Source organism: Bradyrhizobium ottawaense (assembly GCF_900099825.1).
Classification (GTDB): domain Bacteria; phylum Pseudomonadota; class Alphaproteobacteria; order Rhizobiales; family Xanthobacteraceae; genus Bradyrhizobium; species Bradyrhizobium ottawaense_A.
Genome location: NZ_LT629693.1, coordinates 4807053 through 4824507 on the forward strand (window position 1 = coordinate 4807053; position 17455 = coordinate 4824507).

Here is a 17455-nt window from a genome sequence, read left to right on the forward strand (position 1 = left end):
CATTCACGTAACCGGAGTTGGACATGCTCGAAGTCATTGCCGTCATCGCCGTCATCCTGGCGGTCGCCATCGCCGTGGTGCTCGTTCTCGCCGCGACCAAGCCGGGCCGTTTCAGCGTCCGCCGCGAAATCAGGGTGCACGCGCCGGCGGAAAAGATCTTTCCGCTGATCAACGATTTTCATCGATGGGTCGACTGGTCGCCCTATGAGCACAAGGATCCCGCGCTGAAGCGCACCTATAGCGGCCTGGAGAGCGGCAAGGGCGCGGTCTATGCGTGGGACGGCAACAACAATGTCGGTTCCGGCCGCATGGAAATTCTGGAAAGTGCCGCGCCGTCGAAGATCGTCATCCAGCTCGATTTCTTCAAACCGATCGAGGGCCACAACACCGCCGAGTTCACAATGCTGCCGCAGGGCGATGGCACCCATGTGATCTGGCTGATGCACGGTCCGGCGTCGTTCATGAACAAGCTGATGCAGGTGTTCATGAATCTGGACCGGATGATCGGCAAGGATTTCGAAGCCGGTCTCGTCAATCTGAAAAACGTCACCGAAAAATAGTAGATCCACGCCAGCCACCAAGGAGCTAACGATGCAAATCAATCCCTACCTGTTCTACGACAGCAATTGCGAAGCGGCGTTCAAGTTCTATGAGAAGGTGCTGGGCGGCAAGATCGAACTGATGTTGCGCAACGCGGAAGGCCCGCCTGAGATGGGAACGGCGCCGGATCGCATGCAGAAAATCATGCACGCCCGGATGTCGATCGATGGCGAGGTGCTGATGGCCTCGGACGCGCCGCCCGATCATTTCAACAAGCCGCAGGGCTTTGCGGTATCCCTCACCGTCAACGATCCCGCCGAGGCCGAGCGCAGGTTCAAGGCGCTGTCGGAAGGCGGCAGCGTCAACATGCCCTTCAGCAAGACCTTCTTCTCGAAGGGCTTTGGCATGTGCAACGACCAGTTCGGCATACCCTGGATGGTCAACTGCCCGCTGGAAGACTGAAGCGAGGTCTGTAGGGTGGGTTAGCCGAAGGCGTAACCCACCAGCATCTCGATGCGTGGATGGTTCGTCGGTGGGTTACGCGGAGTTTATCATCGGGCGCGCGTACGCGCGACCCGTTGGCTAACCCACCCTACGAAATTCTACCTGCATGTCGGATAGATCGCGGCGAGTTCCCTGCCGCGCAACAGCAGCAGCCGCGACGTCAATCCGCCGCGGCGGCTGATCCAGCCTCGCACCGGCGCCGGGTAGGCCTCCAGCACCGCCTGCGAGGCTTCCGGTTCCGCATAGAGCCGCCCGCTGCGGTCGATCGAGCGCGCAGCGTGAAATCCGAGCACGGCACGGCGCGTCACGCAGATGCGGTCGCTCGGCACCGTGCTGAGCACCAGCGTGCAGGCCGAGAGACAGGGACCGTCGATCACGACGCGTTCGCCGGACTCGCGAACGCGGTCGAACAGTTCGAGGAACGGCCCGACCTGTCCGCCGGGGCTGGCGAGAATGCGCACCTCGGCCTGCACAGGTGCCATCGCGGCGAACAGCGCCGCCGTGACCAGAACTGCCTTCATCACCGCCATGCACATGCGCGGTTCCCTCGCATCGATCGTCCGTTGATCTAATGACGCCCGCGCCCGCGACAAGGTTTCGTCAATCGCCTGCGCCGGAAACGCCGGCCTCGGCGAAGGTTGCCATTCCGAGGTGGCAGGCAAGCGCCGCGCGCAGCAGCAGGATCGCAACCGCCGCGCCTGAGGCTTCGCCGAGCCGCATGTTGAGATCGAGCAGTGGGTCGAGATGGAGTTCGCGCAGGAGATCGCGATGGCCCGACTCGGCCGAGACGTGCCCGGCACGGCAGTGATCCAGCATGCCGCCGGCAAGCCGCGCCAGCGGCAGCACCGCGGCTGTTGCGACGAAACCGTCGAGCAGCACCGGGACGCCACGTTGCCGTGCGGCGAGAACGGCGCCCGATATCGCCGCGAGTTCGCGGCCGCCGAGGGCTGCGGCCACCGCCAGGGGATCGCCGAGAAGGCGCTCGTGCACCTTCAGCGCCGCCTCGATCGCGGTGCGCTTGCGCGATAGCCCGTCATCGTCGACGCCGGTGCCGCGCCCGGCCCAGTGGCTGGCGCCGCCGCCGAGCAGCGCCGCGCACAGCGTCGCGGCGGTCGTGGTGTTGGCAATTCCCATTTCGCCGACGACCAGGAGATCGCAATCGTTGGCCACCGCGTGACAGCCGGTATCAATCGCGCTGAGGAAATCTTCCGTGTCCATCGCCGCCGCCACCGTGAAATCCCGCGTCGGCCGGTCGAGTTCGAGTGGCACCACGCGCAATTCGGCGCCGGCGAGCGTGGCGATCTGGTTGATCGCGGCCCCGCCGGCGGCAAAATTCGCCACCATCTGCGCAGTGACTTCCGGCGGATAGGCCGAGACGCCGCGGGAGGCGATGCCGTGATTGCCGGCGAACACGGCAATGGTGATCCGGTCGAGCCGCGGCGTGGCGTTTTCCTGCCAGCGTGCCAGCCAGATCGCCAGCTCTTCGAGGCGACCGAGGCTTCCCGGCGGCTTGGTCAGGTTCTGCTGCCGGAGCGCTGCGGCATCGGCCGCCTGCGCATCGCCCCCGGGCAGGTCGCGACAGAACGCGCGGATGTCATCTAGACTGTTAAACCGCATGCGATTTCCCTACAACGTCACCTGAAAAAGCAAACCGGTTTCCCGGGCAACACCATGCCCGGACATGTCGAGCCGATCGCACGCTAAAACGATTCCTTGGGCACCACCATGAATGAATGGCTCGCCGATTTCAAAATGGCCACGGGTTTTCTGACCCGGCTGCCGGTGCCGCATCCGGACGGCGCGGGGCCGGCAAATTTTGCCCGCGCTTACCGGCTGTTTCCGCTCGTCGGCGCCCTGATCGGTCTCGCGATGGGCGTGCTCTGCCTGGCGCTGCGGCAGGTCGGTGTGCCCGATCTGGCGGTCGCGGCGCTGGTGTTGGGCGCCGGCGCGGTCTTGACCGGCGCGCTGCACGAGGATGGCCTCGCCGACGTCGCCGACGGCTTTGGCGGCGGCCGCGACGTCGAAGCCAGGCTTGCGATCATGCGCGACAGCCGGATCGGCACCTATGGCGCCATGGCCCTGCTGGTCAGCTTTGCGACCAAACTTTCCGCGCTGGCGGCGATCCCGGACGGCTATGTCGTCCATAGCCTGATCGTGGCGCATGCGCTGGCGCGCGGTATGTTGCCGGCCATTGCGGCAAACCTTCCCTATGCGCGCCAGGATGGTTTGGCCCGCACCTCAGGCCAGCCGGATACGACGACGGCGGCGATTGCAGGTGCGCTCGCGCTGTTGATCGCGCTGCTGTCGCTGTCATGGGCCGAGGCGCTGTGGGCCGCGGTTGCGGCTGGCATCAGCGGCTTCGTCATCGCGCGGCTGGCGCTGCGGCAGATCGGCGGCCAGACCGGCGACGTGCTGGGGGCAGCCGAGCAGGTCGCCGAAACCGCGATCCTGGTGCTGCTCGCCGCAAGACTGGCATAGGCCCGAGATGAGCGCTGCGACACAGCTGTGGCTGATCCGGCATGCGCCGGTCGATGGCCCGCGCGGCGTCATTCATGCCGCCGACGCGCCGGCCGATCTCAGCGACATCGCCGCCTTCGCGGCGCTGAAGGCGCGGTTGCCCGCTTCCGCGCATGCCGTCTGCAGTCCGATGCGCCGCACGCGGGAAACCGCTGCGAGGCTCGGGCTCGATGCGGTCAACGAGTCCGATTTCGCCGAGCAGGATTTTGGGGCCTGGACCGGACGGCGTCACGACGATCTTTCTATCGAGCTCGGCGCTCCCTATCAGGAATTCTGGAAATCGCCGGCGGTTAGCCGCGCGCCCGGCGGCGAAAGTTTTGTCGATCAGATCGAACGCGCCAGAGCGGGCCTTGCGCGTTTGCCCGCCGGCGACGCCGTGCTGGTCGTGCATTCCGGCACCATCCGCGCCGTGCTCGCCATCGCGCTCGACCTTTCGCCCGACTCTGCCTTGCGCTTCGCGATCGATCCGCTGTCGCTGACCCGGATCGATCGGCTGAAGGATGGATGGCGCGTGGTTGGCGTCAACCAGCGCTACCCGTTCCGCCGTTCGCCGCGCAGGGTCGGCAGGCCGATGCCGGCGGCATCGAAGCCGCCGTCGACGGCGAGAACTTGCCCGGTGATGTAGCTCGAACGGTCGCTGCACAGAAAGAATACCGCTTCCGCCAGCTCCTCTTCGAGGCCGTAGCGGTTGAGCGGAATGGCGTCGTGATAGTCGGCGCGGATTTCCGGCGTGTGCACCGCTTTGGCCATCGCGGTTTCGACCGGGCCGGGCGCCACGGCATTGACGCGAATGCCGAGCGAGGCCAGTTCGACCGCGAGCTGTTTTGTCAGATGCGCGAGGCCGGCTTTGCTGGTGCCGTAGGCCGAGCGCAGCGTGGAAGCGCGCACCGCGGAAATGGAAGTAATGTTCACGATGGCGCCGCCGCCGTGCTCGCGCATCAAGGGTGCGGCCGCCTTGGTGCACAGGAACGGCCCGGTGAGGTTGACTTCCAGCACCCGGCTCCAGTCCTCGTCCGAGGTCTCGAGCAGCGGTGCGAATACCGCGACCCCGGCATTGTTGACCAGCGCGTCGAGCCGCCCGAACCGCCGTTCGATCCCGGCGATGGCGGCCGCCACCGCCTTTGCAATGGAGACGTCGCAATGCAGCGCCAGTGTGTTTTCAGGATCGGCGAGACCGGCGACCGCGCGATCCAGCAATTCGCCTTCGATATCCAATAGCGCCACGCGCCAGCCGTCAGCCAGAAACCGTTTCGCCGTCGCCAGTCCAATGCCGCGCGCGGCGCCGGTAACGAGTGCGACTTTTTGCGGGGAGGTGGCCATGGGGATCCGTTCGCGAAAGGTGAGGTTTCGCGACCCTATAGCCCATGCCCCGCGCCGAGTCCCGGCAACCGTGGCGCACATCTCCCCGGCCCGGGCCGCGCCGTGCGGCGACCCCGGGGGCAGAGGCGCCAGGCGCCCCGCTTACGATTCAACGATGGTTCAAGCGGTCTTGTTCTTGAGGGCGCCGACGATTGCGGTGAGAACCGCACCCGCAACGCCGCCACCGGCGACCTGGCCGACAATGCTGCCGATATCCGGCGTCGAAGCCGAATTGGCGAGCAGCGGAATCAGCATGCCGAGGATCTGGCCTCCGGCGCCGCCGCCGATGGCGCCCGCGACCGTGTTTCCGAGTGTACCGAGATCGATATTCTTGGCCGCCCCCGCAGCGACGTTTCCACCGATGGCGCCGCTGACGATCTGGATCAGCAGGTTGATGAGTAATCCCGACATGACGCGATGCTCCCCTAGTCCGGAGAATCAGTTTCAGCGTGTGCGGTGCCGGACTATCGCCGCAGGGTAGAGCTTAGGCGCTGGAACGCCAAAGGTCATGCTGCGTGCGTGAAGGATTGCGACGAAATATGCGTTTCTACCCGGTGATGTTGCCGATCGGTTCGACGATCCCGCCCATTACCTGCGCCGCGTCGCGGTTCTAATAACTATTTTCGATTCACGACGCTCAAATACGCCGCCTGCAACCGCTCGCCCACCGAAGGTCCTCGCTTCCGCCTGACGGCGCCGAGATGGATCTCGCGCAATTCGTCCATGAACTCGGCCCACATTTTCGGTCCGCCCTCGCTCAGGAGTCGGGCGCGGATGCCGAGCTCCTCGCTGACGGGAAGATACTTGTAACCCCACGCCGACATCTGCGCGAGAACCGGCAGCAGTTCGATGCCCTGTTCGGTCAGCGAATAGATTCCCTTCTGCTTGTGGGTGGGGTCGCCGTCGCGGGTGATGATGCCTTGCTCGAGCAGCGTCTTCAGCCGGTCGGCGAGGATGTTGGAGGAGATGCCCTCATCGGACTTGGTCAGCAACTCGCGAAAATGCCGCCGGTTGCCGAACATCATGTCGCGGATGATGAGCAGGCTCCATTTGTCGCCGACCACTTCCAGCGTGAGGTTGATCGGGCAGCCGGAGCGCTGGGCGTCGGTCATGGCGTGGTCTCGCGGCAGGCGGCGCCGTCAAAAAAACTGCTTGCAATATTGCACCGGTTTGGCCAGAGTACAACCAGTTGCAAAACGCAATCGGTTTGACGAAGCTGATCGGCGCGCCGGCTGCGAAATAATTCGCGTGATCCATGTCGGCGGACCTCAACACGGTTCGTCTTGCCTCTATACCGGGAGTTTCCATGTCGCTGACGCTGCATTTCCACCCCTTGTCGTCGTTCTGCTGGAAGGCGCTGATCGCGCTGTACGAGAACGACATTCCGTTCACGCCGAATTCGGTCAATCTCGGCGATCCGGTCGAGCGCGCGGCGCTGCTCAAGCTGTGGCCTGTCGGCAAGTTCCCGGTGCTGCGCGACGACGCACGCGGCGAGACCGTGCCGGAGTCCAGCATCATCATCGAATATCTCGACCGCCACTATCGCGGCCCAACCAGGTTCATTCCCGACGACGTTCACAGCGCATGGCAGACGCGGCTGCGCGACCGGTTCTATGATCTCTATGTCCATCTGCCGATGCAGAAGATCATGGGCGACCGGCTGCGGCCGGACGGCAACAAGGATCCTCACGGCGTCGCGGAGGCGCGCGCCCAGTTGCGGACATCGTATGCGATGATCGAGCACCAGATGGCCCGTGGCGGCTGGGCGATGGGCGGCGAATTCGGCCTTGCCGATTGCGCCGCGTTGCCGCCGCTGTTCTACGGCAACATGGTCGAGCCGTTCGGCGCAGCCCACGGCCGTGTGAGCGCGTATCTCGAGCGCCTGAAGGCGCGCCCTTCGGTCGCCCGCGTGCTGAAGGAGGCCGAGCCTTACTTCCACATGGTGCCGAAGGAGCGCTAGATGGATCAGGCCAACCGGGCGGATACCATCCGCGCCATCTTTGCGGCCTATCTGTCCAGCAACCGCAAGCTGCTCGAAGACGCGCTCAGCGACGATTTCCGCTTCACCAGCCCGTATGACGACAACATCGACAAACCGGGTTATTTCGAGCGGTGCTGGAAGAACAGCGACTGGATCGAGCGGCATGAGCTGGAGCGCATTTTCGTGGAAGGCGACGAGGCCTTCGTGACGTATCTTTGCGTGGCCAGAGGCGGCAAGCGCTTTCGCAACACCGAGTTCTTCGCCTTCGATGGCGACAAGGTGAAACGCATCGACGTCTATTTCGGCGCGACTTACGAAAACGGCCTCTTCGTCAGGCAGAGCGAAAGCTGATTTGCGATGGCTGCGGTCAGCAGTGGCGACAAATCGCGAGCTTGCGATCGAACTCTTCCTCGTTTCTGATAAAGGCATCCTGCCTGGCTTCGGTCGGAACATCGCTGGCACGGGGTTGGCGATGCCCGGTCGGCGCCGGCCATGGTTTGACGCCGGCGTCGATCGGCAGATTTGCCGGAGGACGCGGTGTGGCGATCTCCGCCCGTGCTGCGGCGATGGGAGCGGCGAGTATTGTCGCGGCGAGGCCGAGGACTTTCAGGTGTGATGAGAACGGCATGGCAACTGGCTCCGTTGTGACCATGCATTGCCTATCGTCGCCGGGTCCGCGATATTCCAATGCGCGCTGGCCGGATTTCCGGAGGCCGCCGATTCGTCGGCAATGACTTCCAAAATAATTCTCAGGCCATGTCGGCGCCGCAAAACCCCGTTCGTCTAGTTGACGAGCGCCGATGTGATACGGCCTGATGAGACCTCAAACGGAGCGTGACGATGCGATTTATGGTGATTGTGAAAGCCAGCAGGGATTCCGAGGCCGGCGTGATGCCCAGCACGGAATTGTTGACCGCGATGGGCAAGTTCAACGAGGAGATGGTCAAGGCCGGCATCATGGAGGCCGGCGAGGGCCTGCATCCGACCTCGAAGGGCGCGCGGATCAAATATTCGGGAGGGCAGGGCACTGCGACAAATGGTCCGTTCGCGCTGAGCGGCGACCTCATCGCCGGCTTCTGGCTGATCAAGACCAAGTCGCTGGACGAAGCGATCGCCTGGATGAAGCGCGCGCCGTTCGGCGGCGGCGACGAGATCGAGATTCGCCAGGTGTTTTCCGCCGAGGACTTTGGCGAAGCCCTGACCCCCGAATTGCGCGAGCAGGAAGAACGCCTGCGGGCGCAGGCGGCAAAGAAATAATTCTCTCCGCGTCATTCCGGGTCTGGTCCTTCGGACCATCCCGGAATGACGGTAATCATCAAGGACACCCCACCATGCGATTCATGATGCTGATGATCCCCCTCGGCTACGAGACCGCGCCGCCGGACGTACAGCTCGATCCCGAGCGGATGACGGCGATGATGAAATACAACGAGGCCCTGAAGGACGCCGGTGTGCTGATCACGCTCGACGGCTTGCACCCGCCGTCGATGGGCGCGCGGGTCTCCTTTGCATCAGGTAAACCTGTCGTGACCGACGGTCCGTTTACCGAGGCCAAGGAAGTGCTCGGCGGTTACTGGATGATCGACGTTGCCTCCCGCGAGGCCGCGATCGCCTGGGCCAGCCAATGTCCGGCCTCGGCGAACGAGATCATCGAAATCCGCCAGGTGCACGAGATGTCTGATTACTCGGAAGAGTTTCAGCAGGCCGCCGGCGGATTCGAGGATCTGCCGGGCAGGGCAAGGCTTCGGTAATCCTTAAAGGTTCCGTTAATCTTTCTGAACACCGGAGGAACGGTTCAAAAACCGTAGCGTTTTCGGCCGGCTCATGTAAAAGCCTTTCACATGAGCTGGCGCAAGGAAGAGCGCCGCGCCGAGCGCGGCTACCATCACGGCAATCTGAAAGAGGCGTTGCTGCAGGCAGCCCTTGGCCTGATCGCCGAAAAAGGCGCGGCCGGTTTCACCTTCGCCGACGCCGCCCGCATGGCCGGCGTGAGCCCGGCAGCGCCCTACCGGCACTTCCGTGATCGCGAGGAATTGCTGTCCTCGATTGCCCAGCGCGGCTTCGAGCAGTTCGAGGCATTGCTGACGCAGGCCTGGGACGACGGCCGCCCCGACACGGTCACGGCGTTCGAACGGGTCGGCAAGGCCTATCTGGCGTTCGCCCGCAATGAGCCCGCGTTCTATTCGGCGATGTTCGAATCCGGGCTCCCGGTCGATGCAAACCCCACCTTGATGGCCGCCAGCGAGCGCGCTTTCGGCATTATCCGCGCCGCAGCCGAGCGGTTGGCCGCGCTGGCGCCACCCGGCACGCCACGTCCGCCGGCGATGATGATGGCGCTGCACATCTGGTCGATGTCGCACGGCGTGGCGTCGCTGTTCGGCCGCGGCGACGCAGCGCGGCGCAAATTGCCGATGTCCGCGGAAGATCTGCTGGAAGCCGAAGTGCTGATCTATCTGCGCGGTCTCGGTTTCCCGACCGACCGCCGGCCTGAGGCCGCGAAAGCGGACCCAAAACCGTCTGGTCCGCCGCCGGTGCCGCCGTCAGGTCCCTGGGGCACCCCAAAATAATTTGGCGGGCGCGGTTTGCGCCCGGCTTGACAAAATCGCGGGATGGTTTAGGTATGTAAATGTTATTTACATTCACAACGGCGTGAAGCCGTCATGGAGAGGGAAATGGCCTACACCGCAGATGTCAATCGATGGCGCGGCCCGACAGAAGAGCCCAACCGCCCGCATATGCTTGATAGCCCCTGGCATCCCGGCTGGATCGCCGTGACCATCCTCGGCTTCATCATCTGGTGGCCGATCGGACTTGCCCTTCTCTTTTTCACACTAGGGAGCAGAAAAATGGGTTGCTGGAGTCACCAGGATCGCTGGGCGAACAAGATGGAGCGGATGCAGTACAAGATGGAGCGGATGCGCGGTCGCATGGAACGCCGTGGCTTCGGCTTCGGCGGCTTCGGTCCCGCCTCCAGCGGTAACCGCGCCTTCGACGAGTACCGCACCGAAACGCTGCGGCGTCTCGAGGAGGAGCAGGTCGAGTTCCGCGACTTCCTCGATCGCCTGCGCCACGCCAAGGACAAGGAAGAGTTCGACCAGTTCATGGCGCAGCACAAGACGCGTCCGACCCCGCCGAACGACCAGCCGCAGAGCTGAGGCTCTCACCTGGGGTCTCCATAGCGTTTTCGAGCGAAGTGGACACCGGTTCGCGTAAAGAAAACGCGTCAAACTAAAAGACTTCAGCCCTCAGGCGATGTGCCCCCATAGAACCTGATGGCAACGAGCCGCCCGTTTGCGAACAGCAAGCGGGCGGTTTGGTTTTGGGCAGGCTTTGCGCGAGCGCCGCCGTGGGCAGGGCGGTTATTCCCAGCTGCCGAACCTTCGCGCGAACGTCGACGATTCGATTGAGCCGAAAGATTTCCTGATCGACGGGAACTTTCCAGCGTTTCGGAGACTATGTTCCATACGCGTTAGTGCTCGACGGGCCCCAGGTAGGCGAGGTTCAGCTCAGCGAGCAGCGTAGAAGAGTAAAGCCCTCCTTCTTCCACTCCGCACACCTTGCATCCACGCATCGCTTCCGCCGCCGCCCGTCTCCGCAGGGGCGTCGACGCCGGCCGGGTCATCCGGCCGGTGGCGCTGTCGCATAGGCGCATATCATCCATCAGGATCAACATCATGATTACGCAAATACACGTCCCAACGATATCAAATGCCGGACCCAAATTGTCCGTCGGACGATGGTTCAAACGGGTGGGTGATCCCGTCACCGTCCAGGAGCCGCTGGTTGAAATAGAAACCGACAATGTCACCCACGAGATCCACGCTCCCGTCACCGGCGTGCTGTCGCAAATTTCAGTGAAGGCCGGCGCGTCGGTTGAATGCGGAATGGTGCTGGGAAACATCAGCCTGTTCTGATCGCGCTCGACCCGGGCGCCCCGACTCCCATTCCTGCCTGTCGATTTTGAAAGAATCTCATGGACATGATCCACCAACTTGTCACAGCGCAGCCCCTGCTGGCCCTCTTCGTCACTATCGCGCTCGGCTACTTGGCCGGAAAAATCAGAATCGGTGGTTTCGTGCTCGGCGGTATCGCCGGAACGCTGCTGGTCGGTGTCCTGATTGGTCAGTTCGGTGTCGCAATCGATAGCGGCATCAAGGGCGTGTTCTTCGCTCTCTTCATCTACGCCGTTGGATTCCAGGGCGGACCGCAGTTCTTTCATGCGCTGAACCGACGCTCCCTGAACCAACTCGCTTCCGCATTCGTCATGTGTCTGACCGGTTTGCTCTGCGTGCTCGCCGCGGCCTGGCTGTTCGGCCTCGATCGCGGTTTGGCGGCCGGACTTGCGGCCGGCGGTCTGACGCAATCGGCGATTATCGGAACTGCCGGCGACGCCATCGGCAAGCTCGGGCTCTCGCCCGAGTTGATCAAGACCATGCAGACCAACGTCGCGGTCGGATACGCCGTTTGTTATATCTTCGGCTCGCTGGGGCCGATCGTCATGGTGAGCTGGTTTCTGCCGCTCATCATGAGGTGGAACATCCGGACCGAAGCCGTCAAGCTGGCCAAGGAGCTATCAGGCGGTCACGCCGAACTCGAACCCGGTGAATTCAATGCAGCCAGCCAGATCGCGACCCGTCTCTATGAGATGGGGACGGACAGCAAAGCCACCGGCCTCACCGCGATCGAGATCGACAGGCAGCTCTCGGACGCATCCGTTGAGGCCGTCTATCGCGAGGGCAAGACGCTCGATCTCAATGAGGCCGTTGTCGTTGTTGCACGTGACAGAGTAGCGATCACCGGGATTATTTCGCAACAGGCAGCCGCAGCAGTCCTGTTCGGTCGCGAGGTGACACCGTCCAATGGCCTGTTACTGGTCCAGGAAAACCGCGAGATCGTTCTCACCAATCACGCATTGAGCGGTCGTGCGATCAGTGAAATCCACGATCAAGTCAACGTCGAAACGCGCCACGGCGTGTTCCTTACGGCAGTCAAGCGTATGGGGCTGGATCTGCCCGTGCTGGACAAGCTTCAACTCAAGCGCGGCGACGAGTTGCATTTCACCGGAAGTCCGGCCGATCTCGATCGCGTGGAGCCGAAGATCGGCTACCGGATCACCGCTGCGGCGATCACCGACTTTGTGTTCTTCGGCCTCGGCATGTCGATCGGTCTGTTGATCGGCATGATCGAGTTCAAAATCTGGGGCATCCCGATCTCGATCGGAAGCGGCGGCGGTTGCCTGTTGGCCGGCCTGCTGTTTGGCTGGCTGCGCAGCGTCCATCCGAACTTCGCGGCGCTGCCGGTCGGCGCGTCAAACTTTCTGCGCGATTTTGGCCTGGCTGTGTTCGTCGGCATCGTCGGTATCACCGCGGGCCCCCAGGCCCTGGTCGCCATCGAGAAATACGGACTGACGCTGTTCTTCTTGGGCGTCGGTGTAACCTTGATCCCGCAGATCCTCACCTTCTTCTTCTCCTACTATGTTCTGCGCATTCAAAACCCGATCGAGGCACTCGCATGCGTCGCCGGCGGCCGCAGTGCCAACCCGGCATTTGCTGCTCTTTTGACGAAGGCAGGCAATGCCACACCGGTGGTGTCGTTCACCGTCACCTATGCCGTTGCCAACGTGTTTCTCACCCTATGGGGACCGCTGATCGTCGGCATCATCGCAAAAAATGCTTCGTAACAGATCAGCATCGAGGAATTCAGCATGTTAGAACGTAATTTCAAGCAATACGCCGCTCTCAGTCCGTTCGAACTCAAGGACAAGCTCATCGCGGTTGCGTCCTCGGACGCGCAGCGGCTGATGCTGAACGCCGGGCGCGGCAATCCCAATTTTCTGGCGACGTTGCCGCGCTGGGCGTTTCTCAGTCTGGGCGATTTTGCGCTGCGTGAATCAGAGCGCTCCTATTCATATCTCGACAGTGGCTTCGGCGGCCTGCCCGAGCACGAGGGCATCGTGCAGCGCTTCGAGTCCTATGCCGTGAACCACAGGCAGACCGACGGGGTGCGGTTCCTGCGTGCGGCGATCTCCTATGTCAGCGATCAGCTCGGCCTCAATCGGGATGCGTTTCTGTTCGAAATGGTCAGCGCTTTTCTGGGCAGCACTTATCCGACCCCGCCGCGGATGCTTTGCCATGTCGAGGAGATCGTCAAAGCCTATCTGGCTCAGGAGATGTTCGGCCCGCTGCGCCCCAGTGGGGCGTTCTCGGTTTTCGCGACCGAGGGTGGCACGGCTGCCATGACCTACATCTTCCAGACACTGCGTGTGAACGGGTTGATCAAGCCTGGCGACAAGATTGCCATGGCGACGCCGATATTCTCGCCCTATCTGGAAATTCCCGTACTTGCGGAATACGGACTCGAGATCGTCGACATACGCATGGACCGTGTCGATGACTGGCAGCTGCCGCAGGCGGAAATCGACAAGCTGATCGATCCCGCCATCAAGATATTCTGCCTGGTCAATCCGAGCAATCCACCGTCGTCGAAATTGTCGGACGCCGTTCTCGATCAATTGGCCGCAACGGTCGCGAAGCGGCCGAATTTGCTGATCGTGACCGACGATGTCTATGGCACCTTCGCTGACGACTTCGTTTCGCTGTTTGCGAAATGCCCAAAAAACACCCTGTGTGTGTATTCGTTCTCGAAATTTTTCGGTGCGACCGGCTGGCGGCTCGGCGCGATGGCCTTGCATGAGGACAATGCCTTCGATGCTGCTCTGGCGGCCCTGCCGGAGACCACCAAGCTTCTGCTCGACAAGCGCTACAGTTCCTTGACCACAACGCCGCGAAACCTGCGCTTCATCGATCGCCTGGTTGCCGACAGTCGCGCGGTGGCGCTAAACCACACGGCAGGTCTTTCGGTACCGCAGCAGTTGCAGATGGCACTATTTGCCTTGAGCGGACTGATGGACAGGGAACATCGGTACAAGGACGCAGCTAAGCAGTTGATCCGAAAGCGGTACCTCACGCTGTACCGCCACATGGGTGTGGCGGCGCCGCATGAGCTCAATGACGTGAACTACTATTCCCTGATCGACCTGCAGGAGATCGGGGGGACACTTTATGGGCCGGAGTTCAAGGCATGGTTCATCAGGAGCAACCTCGGAGTGAGTTTTCTATTCCGTCTCGCCGAGGAGACCGGCGTCGTCCTGCTGCCGGGCAATGGATTCGAAGTGGTCGATACCTCGGCGCGGGTCTCGCTCGCCAACCTGACCGAGATTGAATATGCCTCGATCGGAAAGTTCACCCGTCAGGTTCTCGACGAGTGCCATGCGGACTTTGTGAAAGCCGCTGCATGAATCGTTCCTGATGTCTGCCAAACCACGAGAGGGCTTTCGCCTGCGTCCGCCGTATTGCAGAGGCTGAGCAACGAAGTACCGAAGGAGATACCCAACGTCGGTCCGCACAGGCCCTTCCAGCAACCAAATATCGGTGGCATTCTGGAAGAACCCAAGTGCGGTGGTTGGAGCGAATATTACCGGCTACGTGAACCTGGATGATGCTGTTTAGCGCTCAGGGGCTGACGTCCATGATTCAGAACGCAATGGTAACGGCCGGGCAGCTTTGGCAATCCGTTCGCGGCGAGGCCGAAAGCGCCCTTGCCCGCGATCCGCTGTTTGGCGGCACGTTGACGCGCGCGATCCTCGATCATGCCGATCTCGGCAGCGCGGTGGCGCATCAGATCGGCGAACGGCTCGGCAGGAGCGCGGCGGACCGCGCGCAATTCGCACGGCTCACGCGTGAGGCACATCGCGCGGCGCCCGATCTGGTCGAGGCGGCGAGCCGGGATCTGCAAAGCATTGCCGTTCACGATCCCGCCGTAACAGGATTTCTGCCGCCGCTTCTGAACTACAAGGGATATGTCGCGCTGCAGGCCTGGCGGGTGTCGAACTGGCTCTGGCGTCAGGACCGCACCGATCTGGCGCTGTTGCTGCAGAGCCTGTCGTCGGATTCGCTTCAGGTCAGCATTCACCCCTCGGCGTCGATCGGCACCTCGGTGTTTCTCGATCATGCCACCGGCATCATCGTCGGCGCCAACGCTGTCGTTGGCGACGAGGTGACGATCCTGCAAAACGTCACCATCGGCCGAAAGCAGGCGATGCCTGGCCGCGCGCCGAGAATCGGGCGCGTCGCGCTGCTCAGCTCGGGCGCCTCGATCCTCGGCGATATCCGCATCGGCGATTTCGCCAAGATCGGCGCCGGCTCGGTGGTTGATCGCGACGTGCCGGATGGATGCACCGCCGTCGGTGTGCCGGCGCGTCTCGTCAATTGCGCGGAAGCCGGACTGCCGGCCTGAACGTCCACCTTTTGCGGTGGAAAACATCGTCAGAACTTCCGCGGCTGGCGCTTGATTTGCCCGACGACGCAACCCACAAGGCCCGCGACAAATTGGCACGACGGGCAAATCACCAAAAGTCTGTCCAGCCCTTCGCGCAAAAATAATTTCGTTGCCCCGTCGGGCAAATCAGACGTTTAACTCCGCGCATCCTGTCCCACCAGAGCAACTGTGCTGAAGTAGACCGGTGATCGGCTGGCCTCAAGGCTGGCGCGAGGCGCGCCCCCGCCTTCGGCGGCTTACGGCCTTGACGCCGTCCGCTCCCCGGTCTGTTGGCTAGGCATGCGCTCGGTCGAGGACCGAGCGCGGTGAAGTGCGCTCGCTCAATTCAGTGCGTAACGGCTGGGATCCCATTTCTGCCGGCGTGCGATCATTGTGTTGAGGATGATGATCAGCTTTCGCATGCAGGCGACGAGCGCAACCTTCGGCTCCTTCCCCTTGGCAAGTAGCCGTTGATAGTAGGCCTTGAAGACAGGATTGTTCTGTGTGGCCGCGCCGAGGCACGGCATGTAGAGGGCGTTTCGGACCCAACGGCGGCCGCCCTTGATGTGGCGTTCGCCGCGGCGCTTTCCGCTATCATCGTCATAAGGGGCAACGCCTAACAACGCCGCGGCGATCTCGTCGCTCACTTGGCCAAGCTCCGGCATTCCAGCAATGAGGTTCGCTGAGCTCGTTTCGGCAAAGCCCGGCACGCTCTCGACGATCTCGGCGCGTTCGGCAAGATGAGGTGTGGCCCTGACCTGGGCCGAGATCGCGACTTCGAGCTTGGCAATTTCCTCGAGCAAGCTCTTCAAGATACGGGTCCGCGCTTTCCGAGCCTGTCCTGGTGCAGCATGCTCGTTTTGAGCTTCCAGTCGTATCTTGAGATCGACCAGATTGAGACGAGCTTTCACCAGCGCCTGCAGCTCTTCGCGCGCGGCATCGTGCACTTGGCCCGGCGCCTCGCTGAACGTCTCTGCGAACCAAGCGATCATCTCTGCATCAATCGTATCGTTCTTGGCCAGGCGTCCGGCCGACTGCGCAAAGCTGCGGACTCGCTTGGGGTCGACGATCCGTACGGCGATGCCGGCCAGACGGAGCACCTTCCCCCAATCGCGCTCATAGCCGCCGCTGGCCTCCATCACCGCCCTGTTCACCTTGTGCTTGCGAAGCCAGGCAACCAGCTTGCGATGACCCTGGGCAGTGCTCGGATACGTCTGCCGCAGCGCCAACTCGCGAATGCACGCATCGACCTTGTCCTTTGCTACATCGATGCCGACGACAACGAGACCATTTTGTGCCATCATCCACTCCCTTCCTTGCTCGGTACGGGCTCAACGGCCCTTGCAACTGTTCGGGTTGAGGAAGACACCGGAGCTGTCCCTCGCTCTCATACAGGCTCTGCCGCTTTGGGGCGTTACGGGCTCAGTTCCAGCAACGGGCGGTTCTGCTTCAACCGCCCGTTCGCACATTCTGCCAGTTTTTGCCGACACAAGGGGCGTTGGCCATCGTCGCAAACGAGGGGCAGGGAGCGGTGGACGCGGCAGCACGCGAGACGAACGAGCTGTAGCGTACGGCGAAATCGTTTGGGTCCGACGCCCCGGTGCTGGCGTCAAGTTGGCGGAGCAATCTGCAAGCGATGGTGGCAAGAAAGCCGGTCACCAGGACGATTACGTATAAGCCGTAAAGCCATTGCGCAGGGAAGGCCGGAGGCTCTCCGCTGAACCTGTATGCTCGTGTGCGTGTTCTTGTTGCAACTATTGCACGCGAGACCGCGGGTGCAGCGCGCATCCGGTCTTCCCTGCGCCCTCTGATTTCGAGGGCAAGGTTTCCAGCAAAACTTCGGGCAGGTCATGCCGCGAGAATGCTTCTTGCTGTCATCACCGGCGAAAGCGGGTGATCCAGTATTCCAGAGGCCGCAGTGGCTGAAACGAGGGGCCGCGGCGTACTGGGTCGCCTGGGCCGGGCGATGACAGTTGGGGGGGCGGTTTGACGATTCTGTCAAAATGGAACCCGTGATAACCCGCCGTACCGCCAGCATTTCCCGCAGCCGAATTCCCCTTTGGTAACCTCGCGTTAACCACGCGTGGCGTCTGGTTGGAGGCGTAATGACGCGCGAATAGCCCTCGTTTTGACATGTTGGCAGGGGATGCAGGACCCGGCTTTCGGCGGGCCCCCCATGTGACGCTAAGTGAGGCTCTTGCGCTGGCGCACATCGCCGCGCCCGACGCGCGGCTGTGG

The 17455-nt window shown here is 62.6% G+C and carries 21 protein-coding genes; 14 read left to right on the top strand and 7 right to left on the bottom strand.

Annotation, left to right across the window (positions count from 1 at the left end):
• The first annotated feature begins 23 nt into the window (after positions 1-23).
• Positions 24-560, top strand: a complete 537-nt coding sequence (locus BLR13_RS22400; protein WP_074819485.1) for an SRPBCC family protein — start codon at positions 24-26, stop codon at positions 558-560.
• A gap of 31 nt (positions 561-591) precedes the next feature.
• Positions 592-1002, top strand: a complete 411-nt coding sequence (locus BLR13_RS22405) for a VOC family protein (protein ID WP_074819484.1) — start codon at positions 592-594, stop codon at positions 1000-1002.
• Between the two features lie 140 nt (positions 1003-1142).
• Here the strand turns inward: BLR13_RS22405 and BLR13_RS22410 are convergent, their stop codons facing one another.
• Both BLR13_RS22410 and cobT read right to left on the bottom strand, forming a co-directional pair.
• Entirely contained in the window at positions 1143-1565 is a 423-nt protein-coding gene (locus BLR13_RS22410; protein ID WP_079587853.1) for a hypothetical protein, read from the bottom strand.
• Between the two features lie 79 nt (positions 1566-1644).
• Positions 1645-2661 carry a nicotinate-nucleotide--dimethylbenzimidazole phosphoribosyltransferase gene (gene cobT / locus BLR13_RS22415; RefSeq protein WP_074819482.1) on the bottom strand — a complete coding sequence of 339 codons (1017 nt, stop codon included), beginning with the start codon at positions 2659-2661 and terminating at the stop codon, positions 1645-1647.
• A gap of 135 nt (positions 2662-2796) precedes the next feature.
• Here cobT and cobS point away from each other — a divergent pair, with 135 nt between their 5' ends.
• Positions 2797-3522 (top strand): adenosylcobinamide-GDP ribazoletransferase, encoded by a 726-nt coding sequence (gene cobS, locus BLR13_RS22420; protein ID WP_244524915.1) that lies wholly within the window; start codon positions 2797-2799, stop codon positions 3520-3522.
• A gap of 7 nt (positions 3523-3529) precedes the next feature.
• Positions 3530-4186: a histidine phosphatase family protein gene (locus BLR13_RS22425; protein ID WP_079586066.1), complete on the top strand. Its 657-nt coding sequence runs from the start codon at positions 3530-3532 to the stop codon at positions 4184-4186.
• Here the strand turns inward: BLR13_RS22425 and BLR13_RS22430 are convergent.
• The 3 genes from BLR13_RS22430 to BLR13_RS22440 all read right to left on the bottom strand — a co-directional run bounded on the left by BLR13_RS22430 (position 4093) and on the right by BLR13_RS22440 (position 6032).
• Entirely contained in the window at positions 4093-4881 is a 789-nt protein-coding gene (locus BLR13_RS22430; protein WP_074819478.1) for an SDR family NAD(P)-dependent oxidoreductase, read from the bottom strand. The genes BLR13_RS22425 and BLR13_RS22430 overlap by 94 nt on opposite strands.
• A gap of 159 nt (positions 4882-5040) precedes the next feature.
• Positions 5041-5331 carry a hypothetical protein gene (locus BLR13_RS22435; RefSeq protein ID WP_074819476.1) on the bottom strand — a complete coding sequence of 97 codons (291 nt, stop codon included), beginning with the start codon at positions 5329-5331 and terminating at the stop codon, positions 5041-5043.
• Between the two features lie 206 nt (positions 5332-5537).
• The gene (locus tag BLR13_RS22440; RefSeq protein ID WP_074819474.1) at positions 5538-6032 is read right to left on the bottom strand and encodes a winged helix-turn-helix transcriptional regulator; all 495 of its coding nucleotides are present in this window, start codon (positions 6030-6032) and stop codon (positions 5538-5540) included.
• 194 nt (positions 6033-6226) lie between these two features.
• Between BLR13_RS22440 and BLR13_RS22445 the strand changes: the two genes are divergently transcribed.
• Complete coding sequence (locus tag BLR13_RS22445) at positions 6227-6880, top strand: glutathione S-transferase family protein (RefSeq protein ID WP_074819472.1); 654 nt, start codon at positions 6227-6229, stop codon at positions 6878-6880.
• Positions 6881-7252 carry a nuclear transport factor 2 family protein gene (locus tag BLR13_RS22450; protein WP_074819469.1) on the top strand — a complete coding sequence of 124 codons (372 nt, stop codon included), beginning with the start codon at positions 6881-6883 and terminating at the stop codon, positions 7250-7252.
• Between the two features lie 16 nt (positions 7253-7268).
• Here the strand turns inward: BLR13_RS22450 and BLR13_RS22455 are convergent, their stop codons facing one another.
• Positions 7269-7529 carry a hypothetical protein gene (locus tag BLR13_RS22455; RefSeq protein WP_074819467.1) on the bottom strand — a complete coding sequence of 87 codons (261 nt, stop codon included), beginning with the start codon at positions 7527-7529 and terminating at the stop codon, positions 7269-7271.
• A 212-nt stretch (positions 7530-7741) separates the two neighbouring features.
• Here BLR13_RS22455 and BLR13_RS22460 point away from each other — a divergent pair, with 212 nt between their 5' ends.
• The 8 genes from BLR13_RS22460 (at position 7742) to BLR13_RS22500 (ending at position 15196) form a co-directional block, all read left to right on the top strand.
• On the top strand, positions 7742-8158 hold the full coding sequence (locus tag BLR13_RS22460; RefSeq protein ID WP_074819465.1) for a YciI family protein: 417 nt from the start codon (positions 7742-7744) through the stop codon (positions 8156-8158).
• Between the two features lie 74 nt (positions 8159-8232).
• Positions 8233-8652, top strand: coding sequence for a YciI family protein (locus BLR13_RS22465; protein WP_074819463.1), 420 nt, complete (start codon positions 8233-8235; stop codon positions 8650-8652).
• Between the two features lie 90 nt (positions 8653-8742).
• Complete coding sequence (locus BLR13_RS22470) at positions 8743-9468, top strand: TetR/AcrR family transcriptional regulator (protein WP_074819461.1); 726 nt, start codon at positions 8743-8745, stop codon at positions 9466-9468.
• Between the two features lie 105 nt (positions 9469-9573).
• The gene (locus tag BLR13_RS22475) at positions 9574-10056 is read left to right on the top strand and encodes a DUF2852 domain-containing protein (RefSeq protein WP_074819459.1); all 483 of its coding nucleotides are present in this window, start codon (positions 9574-9576) and stop codon (positions 10054-10056) included.
• 594 nt (positions 10057-10650) lie between these two features.
• The gene (locus BLR13_RS22485; protein ID WP_244524916.1) at positions 10651-10815 is read left to right on the top strand and encodes a biotin/lipoyl-containing protein; all 165 of its coding nucleotides are present in this window, start codon (positions 10651-10653) and stop codon (positions 10813-10815) included.
• Positions 10816-10880: 65 nt separating this feature from the next.
• Positions 10881-12581, top strand: a complete 1701-nt coding sequence (gene aspT / locus BLR13_RS22490) for an aspartate-alanine antiporter (RefSeq protein ID WP_091977579.1) — start codon at positions 10881-10883, stop codon at positions 12579-12581.
• Positions 12582-12605: 24 nt separating this feature from the next.
• Positions 12606-14198: a bifunctional aspartate transaminase/aspartate 4-decarboxylase gene (locus tag BLR13_RS22495; RefSeq protein ID WP_074819451.1), complete on the top strand. Its 1593-nt coding sequence runs from the start codon at positions 12606-12608 to the stop codon at positions 14196-14198.
• Between the two features lie 230 nt (positions 14199-14428).
• Complete coding sequence (locus BLR13_RS22500) at positions 14429-15196, top strand: serine O-acetyltransferase (RefSeq protein ID WP_074831218.1); 768 nt, start codon at positions 14429-14431, stop codon at positions 15194-15196.
• Between the two features lie 362 nt (positions 15197-15558).
• Here BLR13_RS22500 and BLR13_RS22505 read toward each other — a convergent pair whose 3' ends face one another.
• Complete coding sequence (locus BLR13_RS22505) at positions 15559-16521, bottom strand: IS110 family transposase (protein WP_091976312.1); 963 nt, start codon at positions 16519-16521, stop codon at positions 15559-15561.
• Between the last annotated feature and the right edge of the window lie 934 nt (positions 16522-17455).